At 73.4% G+C, this 12,856-nt stretch carries 11 protein-coding genes; 5 read left to right on the top strand and 6 right to left on the bottom strand.

The features are described 5' to 3' along the window. Window positions 1-160: 160 nt before the first annotated feature. The 3 genes from NDAS_RS04575 to NDAS_RS04565 all read left to right on the top strand — a co-directional run bounded on the left by NDAS_RS04575 (window position 161) and on the right by NDAS_RS04565 (window position 3,507). Entirely contained in the window at window positions 161-913 is a 753-nt protein-coding gene (locus NDAS_RS04575; protein WP_370011990.1) for an AzlC family ABC transporter permease, read from the top strand. Continuing rightward, window positions 910-1,227, top strand: coding sequence for an AzlD domain-containing protein (locus NDAS_RS04570; RefSeq protein ID WP_013151967.1), 318 nt, complete (start codon window positions 910-912; stop codon window positions 1,225-1,227). Before NDAS_RS04575 ends, NDAS_RS04570 begins: the two co-directional genes overlap by 4 nt. 597 nt (window positions 1,228-1,824) lie before the next feature. Continuing rightward, window positions 1,825-3,507 (top strand): thiamine pyrophosphate-dependent enzyme, encoded by a 1,683-nt coding sequence (locus NDAS_RS04565; RefSeq protein ID WP_013151966.1) that lies wholly within the window; start codon window positions 1,825-1,827, stop codon window positions 3,505-3,507. Between the two features lie 359 nt (window positions 3,508-3,866). Here NDAS_RS04565 and NDAS_RS04560 read toward each other — a convergent pair whose 3' ends face one another. Next, complete coding sequence (locus NDAS_RS04560) at window positions 3,867-4,772, bottom strand: LysR family transcriptional regulator (RefSeq protein ID WP_013151965.1); 906 nt, start codon at window positions 4,770-4,772, stop codon at window positions 3,867-3,869. 73 nt (window positions 4,773-4,845) lie between these two features. Here NDAS_RS04560 and NDAS_RS04555 point away from each other — a divergent pair, with 73 nt between their 5' ends. Further along, on the top strand, window positions 4,846-5,826 hold the full coding sequence (locus tag NDAS_RS04555; protein WP_013151964.1) for a DMT family transporter: 981 nt from the start codon (window positions 4,846-4,848) through the stop codon (window positions 5,824-5,826). Window positions 5,827-6,055: 229 nt separating this feature from the next. On the opposite strand, the gene NDAS_RS04550 is transcribed toward NDAS_RS04555, so the two are convergent. The 5 genes from NDAS_RS04550 to NDAS_RS04530 form a co-directional block, all read right to left on the bottom strand. Continuing rightward, on the bottom strand, window positions 6,056-6,982 hold the full coding sequence (locus NDAS_RS04550) for an RluA family pseudouridine synthase (protein ID WP_013151963.1): 927 nt from the start codon (window positions 6,980-6,982) through the stop codon (window positions 6,056-6,058). Continuing rightward, complete coding sequence (lspA, locus tag NDAS_RS04545; protein WP_013151962.1) at window positions 6,979-7,593, bottom strand: signal peptidase II; 615 nt, start codon at window positions 7,591-7,593, stop codon at window positions 6,979-6,981. Before lspA ends, NDAS_RS04550 begins: the two co-directional genes overlap by 4 nt. Before the next feature lie 29 nt (window positions 7,594-7,622). Then, window positions 7,623-8,033 (bottom strand): TraR/DksA family transcriptional regulator, encoded by a 411-nt coding sequence (locus NDAS_RS04540; RefSeq protein WP_013151961.1) that lies wholly within the window; start codon window positions 8,031-8,033, stop codon window positions 7,623-7,625. 246 nt (window positions 8,034-8,279) lie between these two features. After that, window positions 8,280-8,807 (bottom strand): GNAT family N-acetyltransferase, encoded by a 528-nt coding sequence (locus NDAS_RS04535; RefSeq protein WP_013151960.1) that lies wholly within the window; start codon window positions 8,805-8,807, stop codon window positions 8,280-8,282. Between the two features lie 220 nt (window positions 8,808-9,027). Then, window positions 9,028-9,288 carry a TIR domain-containing protein gene (locus tag NDAS_RS04530; RefSeq protein ID WP_013151959.1) on the bottom strand — a complete coding sequence of 87 codons (261 nt, stop codon included), beginning with the start codon at window positions 9,286-9,288 and terminating at the stop codon, window positions 9,028-9,030. Window positions 9,289-9,641: 353 nt separating this feature from the next. Between NDAS_RS04530 and ileS the strand changes: the two genes are divergently transcribed. Continuing rightward, window positions 9,642-12,842 (top strand): isoleucine--tRNA ligase, encoded by a 3,201-nt coding sequence (gene ileS / locus NDAS_RS04525; protein ID WP_013151958.1) that lies wholly within the window; start codon window positions 9,642-9,644, stop codon window positions 12,840-12,842. Window positions 12,843-12,856 lie beyond the last annotated feature (14 nt).

Genomic DNA, 12,856 nt, shown 5'->3' with positions numbered 1-12,856 from the left:
CGGTATCCCCGCCACCCTTCTCCTGTCCTGACGGCCGGGCCGGCGCCTTCCGGCCACCGACGGGAGCGGGCCGCGGCGACCGGCGGGCGGTCAGCGGTGGGCGGCGGCCCGGCAAGAACGTTCAAGACACCGCGCGGTCGGCCTTCCTAGCGTGGGGCGGGTGAAATCCTTCTCCGTCCTCCGTACACCCGCGGTGCGCGACAGCGTGGGGATCGGCGTCGCCGTGGGCGCCGCCGGCCTGGCGTTCGGCACCGCCGCCGTGGCAGCCGGTCTGTCCCCGGCGCAGTCCGTCTTCATGAGCCTGTTCATGTTCACCGGAGCCTCCCAGTTCGCCCTGGTGGGGGTGATCGCCGGTGGCGGCAGCCTGGTCGCCGGGGCGGCGGGCGCGCTGCTCCTGGGCGCCCGCAACACCCTGTACGGGCTGCGCCTGGCGGACGTGCTGGGCTGGCGGGGCGCGCGACGGGCGCTGGCCGCGCACGGGGTGATCGACGAGACCACGGCCGTGACGCTGGCCCAGCCGGACCGCGCGTCGGCGCGTACGGCGTTCGTGACGACCTACGCCGTGCTGGGCGGTTCCTGGGTGGTGGCGACCCTGGCCGGGGCACTGGCCACCGAGCGCGTGGGTGACATCAGCGCGTTCGGGCTCGACGCGGTGGGTCCGGCGGTCTTCCTGGGGCTGCTGTGGCCCCGGTTGCGGGAGGGCGGCGCCCGCACGTGGCTGATCGCGGGCCTGGGCGCGGGTCTGGCCCTGGCGTCCACCCCGTTCCTGCCCTCGGGCGTCCCTGTGCTGCTGGCCGCCTCGGCCGCGCTCGTGGCGCTGATCGGTCCCGCCGCCGGGGAGGGCGGCCCGGCCCTGCCCAGCGAGGAAGGCGACCGGCGGTCCGAGGCGGAGCGCGGGGAGGTCCGGCCATGACCCTGTGGACCGTGCTCGTCGCCACCGCCGCGGGCTGCTACCTGCTCAAGTACGCGGGCCTGGCCGCTCCGCGGCGGCTCCTCGACAACCCGTGGCTGCGGCGGTTCGCCACCGCGGTGCCGCTCGCCCTGCTCGCCGCGCTGATCGCGGTGGAGGCCCTGCGCGGCGAGGGCCAGGCGCTGGCCTGGGACACCGCGCGGATGGGCGGCCTGGGCGCCGCAGTCCTGGCCCTGGTCCTGCGCGCGCCCTTCCTCGTCGTGATCGTCGCCGCCGCTGCCACCACGGCGGGCCTGCGCGCCCTCGGCGTCGGCTGAGCAGCGGGGCGGCCTCCGATGATGAGGCCGCTCCCCGAACACCCTTGGCCGAATACCGGGCGCGCGCCTCCGGCAGGGGAACCGCTCCCCGGACGCCCCTGGCTGAGCATCGGGGCGGGCCTCCGACGAGGGACGGACCCGGCTCACGTGGGCGCTGGGCCTCGGCCGAGCGGCCCGGGGAAGTTATCCACATCCCCTACCGAAGGCCGCCGCGCTGCGGTTTCCTCAAGGTGAGGAGGTGGTGGGACGTCGGAGGGCCTGCCAGCCGGTGACGGGGCCTTCCCGTTCGCCCGTGCCGGCCCGGCCCGGGTTCCGACCGATCGCCCCACCACGGCCGTCCCCGTACACGGCGGGCGGGGAGTGCAAGTTCCCCTCCCCCTGGGAAGGAAGCCGAAGACCCCACTCGGGCGCCGGACAGCGGCGGCCCGGGACGGCGGCCCCCGGGTGGCAGCATCCGGGACGCCGCGGAGCCCACGAGGCTCGAAACGGCAGCGGCCGGTCACCACCGGCCGCACGCGCCCGGACGCGCCAGGCCCCCGGTCTGGACCGTTCGGACGCGCCGAGTGGACCTTGCGACGATGGAAGGACCCCGCCCCCATGGCCACAGGCGCAGCAGAACGCCCCAGCCCGCCCACCGACACCGCCGCGCACGCGGTGGTGGGGGTGCTGGCCGCGGCCGGGATCAGACGGTGCTACACCGTCCCCGGTGAGAGCTTCCTGGAGCTCGCCGACGCGATCGACCAGCACCCGCGCATGCAGCTGGTCTCCACCCGGCACGAGAACGGCGCCGGGTTCATGGCCGAGGCCGAGGCCAAGCTCACCGGCGTCCCCGCCGTGGCCGCGGCCACCCGGGGGCCGGGAGCGTCCAACCTGGCGGTGGGCGTGCACACCGCCATGCAGGACTCGACGCCGATGATCGTGTTCCTCGGACAGGCCGAGACCGAGCACCTGGGCAGAGAGGCCTTCCAGGAGGTGGACCTCACCGCCTTCTACACGCCCATCACCAAGTGGTCCACCACCGTGCACCGGGCCGACCGGCTCGCGGAGGTCACCGCGAAGGCGGTCCGCGTCGCCACCACCGGCAGGCCCGGCCCGGTCGCCATCGCGGTGCCCGGCGACCTGTTCGGCCAGCGCGTGGGCCCCCAGGACCCGCCCGGACCGCCCGTGGTCCCGCGCCCGGTCCTGGGCACGGAGGCCAGGGACCGGCTGGCGACCTGGCTGGCCAGGGCGGTGCGCCCGGTGATCGTCGCGGGCGGTGGCGCCCGCGCGGCCCGGGAGGACCTGATCCGGGTCGCCGAACGCTTCAACACGGGCGTGTACGCCGCCTGGCGGCGCCAGGACGTGTTCCCCAACGACCACCCGCTGTACCTGGGGCACCTGGGGCTGGGCTGTTCTCCGCCGGTGCTCAACGCCCTGGCGGAGGCCGACGCGGTCCTGGTGGTCGGCTGCCGGATGAGCGAGACCACCACCCAGGGGTACCGGTTGCCCGAACGCGGCGGACGCGTCCGGGTCGCGCAGATCGACATCGATCCGGGGCAGCTCGGGGCCGGTACCGACCTGTGGTTCGGCGCGGTCGCCGACGCCGGGGAGGCGCTGCGCGAACTCGCCGGGGCGCCGGTCCAGGCGCCCTACCGCGACTGGAGTTCGGCCCGCCGGGTGTGGGTGGACACCGCGACGGTGCCCCCCGAGGCCGCCGGGCACACCGGTTCCCGGCTCCATCCGTGGGCGGTGGTCGCGGGGATGCGCGCGGCGCTGCCCGAGGACGCGCTGATCACCAACGACGCGGGAAACTTCGCCTCCTTCCTGCACCGGGGCTGGTGGTTCCGGCACCCGCGCACCCAGCTGGCGCCGACCAGCGGCGCCATGGGCTACGCCGTGCCCGCCGCGGTGGCGGCCAAGATCGCCGCCCCGGACCGGACGGTGGTGGCGGTGGCCGGTGACGGCGGCGCCCTGATGACCGGGCAGGAGCTGGAGACCGCGGTGCGGATGGACGCGCCGGTCACCGTGGTGGTGTTCCAGAACGGCCTGTACGGCACGATCGCCATGCACCAGGCCCGGGAACTGGGGAGGATCGCCGGAACCCGGATCAGCGGACCGCTGGACCTGGCCGGGTACGCCCGGTCCCTGGGCGCCAGGGGCGCGACCGCGCACACGCGTGAGGAGTTGGAGAAGGCGCTGGCGGAGGCCGTGGGGGCGGATCTGCCCACCCTGGTGGACGTGCGGACGGACCCGGAGGTGATCAGCCCGGGCGCCACCCTGTCGGGCCTGCTGAACGGTTGAGCCGGTACCGCCGCACGGCTGGGGGTCGCCGCCCCGCGGGGCCGTCCGCACCACCGGCCCACCGGAACGCCGTCGTCTCTGGGCCACCGGTCGCCACCGGCCCGACGGGTGACCGGGGCCGCGGGCTACCAGGTCAACGGGCAACCGGGCCACTGGCAGACTCCGGGGCAGCGGTCGCGTCCGATCAAGCGGTCACCACCGCGCCACCGGTCGTTGCCGGAGCGCTCGGGCGAAGCCTTGCGGACGCGCCCTGCCCCCGGCGTGCACGGATGCACGGGCGCCGTACCGGCCGCCTCGGGCGGCACGGTGCCCGTGCCCCTTCATCGGACCCGAACCTTTCCGGGAAGGGGGCTGAGCACTCAGGCGGCGTAGGCGGCGGCCGCCTCGCGCAGGGCGCGCACGGTGGCGCGGATGCCCGGACGACGGGAGGCGTCGGTGCGCCAGAACACGTACACCTGGCGCACCAGCGCGGGCTGCACGGGCACCACCCGCACCCCCTCCGGCAGGGGTCCGCATCCCAGGCGGGGCATGACGGCGGCGCCGATCCCGGCGGCGATGAGCGCCAGCTTGGTCTGGTGCTCCTCCACGTTGTGGATGACGTTGGGTTCGCCGCCGTGCGCCCGTATCAGGCCGTGCAGCCAGTCGTCGCAGATCGACCCGCGCGACCAGCTGATCCAGGGCAGGTCGAGGATCTCCTCCGGTGCGAGGATCTCGCGATGGGCCAGGGGGTGGTCGGCGGGCAGGGCGATGTCGCCGACGTCCTCCATGAGCGGGGCGCGGCTCATGCCACTGGGCAGGTTCAGCGGCGCTCCGATCCAGTCGACGACCATGGCCAGGTCGGCGTCCCCGCGGGCCATGGCGGGCACGCTCTCGTGCGGCTCCTCCTCGTGCAGCTCCACCCGCAGACCGGGGTGGGCCTCGCGCAGGGAGGAGAGCGCGTGCGGCAGGAGGCCCCGGACGGCGGTGGGGGTGGCGGACAGGCGCAGGTGTCCGGTGACGTCGTCGCGGTGCGCCTCCAGATCGGCCTCGGCGCGCTGGACCATGGACAGGATCCTGGCGGTGTGCTCGACCAGGAGTTCGGCCGCGTCGGTGAGGCGCACGCCCCGGCCGTTGCGCTCGACGAGGGGCTGTCCGACCTCGCGTTCGAGTTTGGTGAGCTGCTGGGAGACGGCCGAGTTGGTGACGTGGAGGGCTTCGGCGGCGGCGCTGAGGGAGCCGTGGGCCGCGATGGTGTGCAGGACCCGGAGTCGGTCGACGCTGAGCATGTAAGCAAGCCTAAGGTCCGACTTAAGCAATACGAAGTAGACCTAACACATCGTTCGGGGATAGAAACGTCCCATGTCCGCTGCCTCCGCTGTCTCCCCCGTGTCCGCCCCGCCCGGCAGCCCGCGCCGCGCGCTCTCCGACTGGCGGGCCAAGTTCGTCCTGCTCTCCCTGATCTGGGGCATGAGCTTCCTGTTCATCAAGATCGGGGCCGAGGTGCTCTCCCCCGTGCAGCTCTCGCTCGGGCGCATGGCCACCGGAGCGCTGCCCCTGCTCGCCGTCCTGCTGCTGCGGGGCGGCCGGCTGCCGCGCTCACCACGCCTGTGGGGGCACATGTTCGTGGCGGCGCTGCTGCTCAACACCGTCCCCTTCACCCTGTTCGGGTACGCCGCCCAGCTCATCCCGTCCGCGCTCATGGGCATCGTGAACGCCTCGACGCCCCTGTTCGGCGTGGTGTTCTCGATGCTGCTGCTCTCCGACGAGCGGCCCGACCGCGACCGGGTCCTGGGCCTGGGCATCGGCTTCCTGGGTGTGCTCACCGTGTTCGGGGTGTGGAGGTCGCTGGACGAGGTGACCGTCAGCGACGGCGACGCCGTGCTGGGCATGCTGTTCGTCGTGGGAGCCACCGTCTGCTACGGGATCGGAACGCCCTACCTGCGCCGGTTCGTGGCGGGCAGCTCCCACGGCGCCCTGGAACTGAGCACTCTGCAACTGCTGCTGGGCTCGGTGCCGCTGGTGGTCCTGGTCCCGCTGTTCACCGAGATGCCCACGGGCGTGACGTGGCAGGTGGTGGCGGCGGTGAGCACCCTGGGCGTCTTCGGCACCGGTGTGGCCTACATCCTCCAGTACGCGGTGGTGCGCGAGGCCGGGGCGACCGTGGCGACCACGGTCACCTACGTGGCGCCGGTGGTGGCGATCGCCGCCGGAGTCGTGCTGCTGGACGAGACCCTGAGCTGGAACCAGCCGCTGGGCGCGGTGGTCATCATCCTGGGCGCCGCCCTGTGCCAAGGGGTGATCCGTACCCGGTACGTGGTCCCGTCCGCGCGGAGGAGGTGACCGGGGCCTCCCGCAGGCCAGCCGTCCACAGGTCCGGGAAGGCCCTGGCCGGGGCCGAAGCCCGGTGTCAGACTGAGAACCGGGGGCGCCGCGCGCCCCCAGGGGGCGGGGCTTCCCCCCGATCCCAGTGTCGTTCGCCCCGCGCACGCACGGCAAGCCCTCATCCGCGCCTGTGGACGGATCGGGTCGGGCCGCCGGATCCCGACGGCCCGACCCGGGAGCCGGTCGGTCAGTCCTCGCGCAGCGTTTCGACGGCGGCGGCGAGGTCGTCCGGGTAGGGACTGGAGAACTCCACCGGGCGGTGCTCGGTGGGGTGGTCGAAGCCCAGGCGCACCGCGTGCAGCCACTGGCGGCGCACGCCCAGCCGCTCGGCCAGGGTCGGGTCGGCGCCGTAGAGCATGTCGCCCACGCACGGGTGGCGCAGGGCCGACATGTGCACCCGGATCTGGTGGGTGCGGCCCGTCTCCAGCTTGATCTCCAGCAGGCTCGCGGCCCGGAAGGCCTCCTGCGTGTCGTAGTGCGTCACCGACGGGCGCCCGCCCGCGACCACGGCCCAGCGTCCGTCGCCCGCCGGGTGGCGGTCGATCGGCGCGTCCACGGTGCCCCGGAGTGGATCCGGGTGCCCCTGGACGAGCGTGTGGTAGTGCTTGTCCACGGTGCGCTCCTTGAACGCCCGCTTGAGCACGCTGTAGGCGGTCTCGCTCTTGGCGACCACCATCAGGCCGGTGGTGTTGGCGTCCAGCCGGTGCACGATGCCCTGGCGCTCGGCGGCGCCGCTGGTGGCCACCTGCACTCCGGAGGCCAGAAGGCCCTCCAGGACGCTGGGACCGGTCCAGCCCACGGTCGGGTGGGCGACCACGCCGACCGGCTTGTCCACCACGATGATGTCGGTGTCCTCGTGCACGATCCGCATGCCCGGCACGGCCTCGGGACGCGGCACGGGAGCGGTGGGCGGCGGCGGGAGGGTGACCTCCAGCCAGGCCCCCGCGCTGACGCGGTCGGACTTGGCCGCCTCGGAGCCGTCGACCAGGACGCCGCCGTCACCGATGATCTCGGCGGCGCGGGTACGGGACAGGCCGAACATCCGGGCGATGGCCGAGTCGAGCCGGTCGCCCTCCAGCCCGTCGGGCACGGGCAGGCTTCGAACGTCGCTCACTGGTCCCTCCCTCCGGTCCTGTCGTCTCCGGCGGCACCGGTCCCACCGGCGCCTCCGGCGTTCTCTCCGCCCTCGGCCGAGGCCTTCTTGGTGTCGCGGTCGTCCTCGATGAAGGTCCCGTCCAGGTTGAGTCCCTTGAAGGTCAGCGCCACCACCAGGCAGGCGCCCACCACCACGCAGGAGTCGGCGATGTTGAAGACCGGGAAGGTCCCCACGCTGATGAAGTCGACGACCGCGCCGTGGAAGGGGGCCGGGTCGCGGAAGAAGCGGTCCACCAGGTTCCCGGCGGCGCCGCCCATCATCAGTCCGAGCGTCACACCCCACCACACGCTGCGCACCCGCAGACCCATGTAGCCGATGACGAGGACCACGATGCTGGCGATGCAGGTGAACACCCACGTGAAGTCGGTGCCCATGGAGAAGGCGGCGCCCGTGTTGAACACCAGGGTGAACTGGACGAAGTCGCCGATGACGTCGAGGTACTCGCCCTCGGCGAAGGTCGCCAGGACCCACTCCTTGGTGAGGAAGTCGACGCCGATCGCGGCGAGCGCGACGAGCAGCAGGAGAAGGTACCTGCGCGGACGCGCGCCCGTCTTGTCGGTCGTGGTCATGTTCCTGTCCCCGGAGGGCTCTACCTCAGTCAGCGACGCTCCTCGCGCTGTTTGCAGGTGACGCACAGGGTCGCGCGCGGGAAGGCCTGAAGGCGCGCCTTCCCGATGGCCTGCCCGCATGAGCCGCAGACCCCGTAGGTCCCCGCGTCCATCCGTTCGATCGCCCGCTCGCCCTCGGCGAGCAGGTCACGAGTATTGTAGGCCAACGCCAGATCCTGTTCGCGCTGGAAGGCCCTGGCCCCGGCGTCCGCGCTGTCGTCCCCGGCCCCCTCCACGGGGTCCTCCAGCAGCTCGGTGAACTCGGCCTCGACCTGCCCGAGCTCCCGCTTCGCCGCGGCGGCCTCCTCCTCCAGTCGCCCGCGGACCTCGGCGAGCTCCCCCGCCGTCCAGGGGTCCTCCCCCGGCAGGACCGGCAGCCGGGCGGCGTCGGTGGCCTTCATCGCAATCCCTCCAGACGGCTCGGCACCGGTCCCGGAGTCCGCCGGAGCGCGGACTCTCCCCCCTGGGCGGTACCGCGAGTGGTGCCGGCAGCCTAGGCAATCCGCCCGGGCAAGGCAAAGATCCGGGGCGACGCGCCTTCCTCCCGGTCACGGCTCCGACCTGCCCGGACGCTCCCGGCACGGGGTGGGGGCGTCGTTCGTCCCGGGGGCGCGGAGTCCGCGAGGCCGCGCACCGACCGGTCCCGGTCAGAACCCCCGCCGGTAGCGCAGGCGGGGCAGGACCGCGCCGTTGAGGGGCCCCTCCTCGGTGACCGCCCCGTCGGCCTCCCAGCCGTGCGCCGCGTAGAAGCGCCGGGCGCGCGGGTTGTCCCGGAGCACCCACAGGACGGCCTCGCCGTACCCCGCCCCGGCGACGGCCCGGTGCACGTCGGCGATCAGCCGCCGGTTGACCCCGCTCCCCCACGTCTCGGGGACGGAGAAGAAGGCCTCCAGCTCGCACGGCCCGGCGGTGCCGCCCGCCCCCTCCCCGCCCTCCTCGACGGGGGCGAAACAGGCGAAGGCCACCACCCCCGCGCCGTCCTCGGCGAGCAGCAGCTCCGCTCCCGGCCGGGCGGCTCCGGCGATCCAGTCCGACCACCGGGCGCCCCGCTCCGCGGCGTCCATGGCGTCGAGGTAGTCCTGCGGGACGATTCCCGGGTAGGCGGCCCGCCAGGAGCGGACCTCCACGTCGGCGACGGCAGGACCGTCCTCGGGCACGGCGGTACGTATCAGCATGGGACGTATCCTCGCGCTTCCACCGGCCCGCGCCCAACCGGTTTTCCGGCCAGCACACGGGACCCGTTCAGCGCACGCGATCCGCTGAACCCGTCGGACCAGCGCGCTCCGCCCGTCCCGCCCGGTCCGCCCGTCCCGCGAGAACCACGGGCTCCGCTCAGCCCGACCAGCCCACGCGCTCCGTCGGACCCGCCCACCTCACGGGCGGGAGTCGCGCACCTCACTCCGCGAACGCGAAACCGCCGTAGTCCTCGGCCAGGGCCGCCAGGTGGGGTTCGTCGAACACCGCCGGACCGCCGTGCGGCCCGGTGTGCACCTCGATCACCCAGTCCACGTCCTCGGCGTCGTCCTCGCCCGCGAGCATGTCGCGGTGCACCAGGCACGGTTCGTACCCCTGCTCCAGGAGCTGGTCGGCCAACTCCTCGGCGTCCTCGCGGTCCGCCATCGTCACCAGCACGGCGCCCCGGACGTCCTCAGCCACGGCGGCCCTCCCCCGAACGAGCGGCGGGGCCCTCCCCGCTGCGTTATCCTGACCTCAGGTGTCGATGGGGACGAGTAGCGCTGGCCCCGACCGGACGCGCAACAGCCTAGAACGGCTGGACCGTCCAAGCGACCCGGGGGCGGTGCGAGCCCGGGGGCACGACCAGCGCGAAGATCACCCCGGAGCCGCCGGAGGAACGGACGCGCCGCGTCCCAGTAGAACCGGCACAGCGCAACGAAGAGGGATCCGCCGCCCGCCGCCCAGCGGCACGGCCGCGGTCCAAGGAGGGTGGTACCGCGGGGCCGCACGCCTCGTCCCTCCGTCAGGAACACACCTGATGGAAAGGTACGACGGTGGCCAACGACCCCCGGCCCGAATCCCGCGCGCTGCCCCAGCTGCCCGCGCAGATCGACCTGCCCGCCATGGAGCGCGAGATCCTCGGCCGCTGGTCGAAGGAGAACGTCTTCCAGCGCTCGCTCGACCAGACCCGCGGCGGCCCCAACTGGGTCTTCTACGAGGGCCCGCCCACCGCGAACGGCCAGCCCGGCGTGCACCACGTCGAGGCCCGCGCCTTCAAGGACGTCTTCCCGCGCTTTCGCACCATGCGCGGCTACCACGTGGACCGCAAGGCGGGCTGGGACTGCCACGGCCTGCCCGTCGAGGTCGCCGTGGAGAAGGAGCTGGGCCTGTCCGGCAAGAAGGACATCGAGTCCTTCGGCATCGCCGAGTTCAACGACCGCTGCCGCGAGTCCGTCCTGCGCAACGTGGACGCCTTCACCTCCATGACCGAGCGCATGGGCTACTGGGTGAACATGGACGACGCCTACCGCACCATGGACCCCCAGTACGTGGAGTCGGTCTGGTGGGCGCTCAAGCAGATCTGGGACAAGGGGCTGCTGGTCCGCGACTACCGGATCAGCCCCTACTGCCCGCGCTGCGGCACCACGCTGTCCGACCACGAGCTCGCCCAGGGGTACGAGACCGTCACCGACCCGTCGGTGTACGTGCGCTTCCCGGTGACCTCGGGCCCGCTGGCCGCCGCCGAGCACCCCACCTCGCTGCTGGTGTGGACGACCACCCCCTGGACGCTGGTCTCCAACACCGCCGTGGCCGTGCACCCGGACGTGGAGTACGTGGTGGCCACCGACGGCCAGGAGCGCCTGGTCGTGGCGCGTCCGCTGTTCGAGAAGGTCCTCGGCGAGGGCTGGGAGCTCACCGGCGAGAGCTTCGAGGGCGACGAGATGGAGCGCTGGACCTACGAGCGCCCCTTCGACCTGGTGCCCTTCGACGAGCCCGCCCACTACGTCGTGCTCGCCGACTACGTCACGGTCGAGGACGGCACCGGCCTGGTGCACCAGTCGCCCGCCTTCGGCGCCGACGACATGGTGGTGTGCCGCGCCTACGGGCTGCCCGTGGTCAACCCGGTCCGCCCCGACGGCACCTTCGAGGCCGACCTGCCGCTGGTGGGCGGGGTGTTCTTCAAGGAGGCCGACAAGACGCTGGTGCGCGACCTGCGCGACCGCGGCCTGCTCTTCCGCCACGTCAGCTACGAGCACTCCTACCCGCACTGCTGGCGCTGCCACACGGCGCTGCTGTACTACGCGGTGCCGTCCTGGTACATCCGCACCACCGCGGTCAAGGACGAGCTCATCGCGCAGAACCAGGCCACCCACTGGGTGCCCGAGAACGTCAAGGAGGGCCGCTTCGGCGAGTGGCTGCGCGGCAACGTCGACTGGGCACTCTCGCGCAACCGCTACTGGGGCACCCCCCTGCCGATCTGGGAGTTCCCCGACGGGCGCCAGATCTGCGTGGGCTCCCTGGAGGAGCTGGGCCGCCTCAGCGGGCGGGACCTGTCCTCCCTGGATCCGCACCGCCCCTACGTCGACGACATCGTCATCCCCGACCCGGACGCCGACCCCTCCCTGCCCGAGGAGGAGCGGGTGGCCCGCCGCGTCCCCGAGGTCATCGACGCCTGGTTCGACTCCGGGTCCATGCCCTTCGCCCAGTGGGGCGCCCCGCACCAGAACGAGGAGACCTTCCGGGAGAACTTCCCGGCGCAGTACATCTCCGAGGCCATCGACCAGACCCGCGGCTGGTTCTACTCGCTGCTGGCGGTGAGCACCCTGGTGTTCGGCCGCAACTCGTTCGAGAACGTGGTCGTGCTCGGCCACATCCTCGCCGAGGACGGACGCAAGATGAGCAAGCACCTGGGCAACGTCATGGAGCCCATCGCGGTGATGGACCGGCACGGCGCGGACGCCCTGCGCTGGTTCATGCTGGCCAGCGGCTCGCCGTGGACCGCCCGCCGGGTGGGCCACGCCGCCCTGGAGGAGATCGTCCGCAAGGTGCTGCTGACCTACCACAGCACCGTGTCGTTCTTCACCCTGTACGCGAACGCCGGTGAGGGCTGGGACCACTCGCTGCTGGACTCGGCGCCCGCGCCGCAGGACCGGCCGCTGCTGGACCGGTGGCTGCTCTCGGAGCTCAACGAGGTCGTCCGCGACGTCACCGAGGCGATGGACACCTTCGACACCACGGCCGCCGGGCGCCGCCTGACCGCGTTCGTGGACGACGTGTCCAACTGGTACGTGCGCCGTTCCCGCCGCCGGTTCTGGGGCGGGGCCGCCACCCCCGAGGGCGCCGCGGCGTTCGCGACGCTCTTCGAGGCCCTGGAGACCGTCACCCTGCTGATGGCGCCGATCGTGCCGTTCCTGACCGACCACGTGTGGTCGGCGCTGCGCCGCCCGGGCGCCCCGGACTCGGTGCACCTGGCCTCCTGGCCCGAGGTGCGCGAGGACCTGATCGACCCCGAGCTGTCCCGGAACATGGCGCTGACCCGCCGTCTGGTGGAGCTGGGCCGCTCCGCCCGGGTGGACTCGGCCGTGCGCACCCGCCAGCCGCTGGCCCGCGCCCTGGTGGGCGCCCCGGGCTTCGCGGACCTGCCCGAGCAGCTGCGCGGCCAGATCGCGGACGAGCTGAACGTGGCCTCGCTGGACTCGCTGTCCTCGGTGGGCGGCGACCTGGTGGACTTCACCGTGAAGCCGAACTTCCGTGCGCTGGGCAAGCGGTTCGCCAAGCGCACCCCGCTGGTGGCCAAGGCCGTCCAGGCCGCAGACCCGGCCGAACTGGTGCGGCAGGTGCGCGCCACCGGCTGGGCGCGGGTGCACGTCGAGGACGAGCCGGTGGAGGTGAGCGCCGACGAGCTGCTGGTGACCGAGCAGCCCCGCGAGGGCTGGGCGGTGGCCTCGGAGTCGGGTGAGACCGTCGCCCTGGACCTGGAGCTCACGCCGGAGCTGCGCCGCGCGGGTCTCGCCCGCGAGATGGTCCGGATGCTCCAGGAAGCCCGCAAGCGGAGCGGGCTGGAGGTGTCGGACCGCATCGAGGTGTGGTGGACGGTCACGGACGAGGCGACCGAGCTGGCGCTCGCCGAGCACGGCCAGGCGATCGCCGCCGAGGTGCTCGCCGACTCGTTCGTCGCCGGTGAGCCGGGCCGGGAGCTGCACACCGCCTCCTCGGAGGAGTTCGGTGTGACCTTCGGGTTCCGCAAGGCCTGACCGGAGGCCGCGGC

It is taken from the genome of Nocardiopsis dassonvillei subsp. dassonvillei DSM 43111, from assembly GCF_000092985.1.
Classification (GTDB): Bacteria; Actinomycetota; Actinomycetes; order Streptosporangiales; family Streptosporangiaceae; genus Nocardiopsis; species Nocardiopsis dassonvillei.
This window is presented reverse-complemented; position numbering and strand designations above follow the sequence as displayed.

Coding starts and splice junctions, on each gene's coding strand:
- NDAS_RS04570 (WP_013151967.1), top strand. CDS start 910: ATGACCCTGTGGACCGTGCTCGTCGCCACCGCCGCGGGCTGCTACCTG.
- NDAS_RS04565 (WP_013151966.1), top strand. CDS start 1,825: ATGGCCACAGGCGCAGCAGAACGCCCCAGCCCGCCCACCGACACCGCC.
- NDAS_RS04560 (WP_013151965.1), bottom strand. CDS start 4,772: ATGCTCAGCGTCGACCGACTCCGGGTCCTGCACACCATCGCGGCCCAC.
- NDAS_RS04555 (WP_013151964.1), top strand. CDS start 4,846: ATGTCCGCTGCCTCCGCTGTCTCCCCCGTGTCCGCCCCGCCCGGCAGC.
- lspA (WP_013151962.1), bottom strand. CDS start 7,593: ATGACCACGACCGACAAGACGGGCGCGCGTCCGCGCAGGTACCTTCTC.
- NDAS_RS04540 (WP_013151961.1), bottom strand. CDS start 8,033: ATGAAGGCCACCGACGCCGCCCGGCTGCCGGTCCTGCCGGGGGAGGAC.
- NDAS_RS04535 (WP_013151960.1), bottom strand. CDS start 8,807: ATGCTGATACGTACCGCCGTGCCCGAGGACGGTCCTGCCGTCGCCGAC.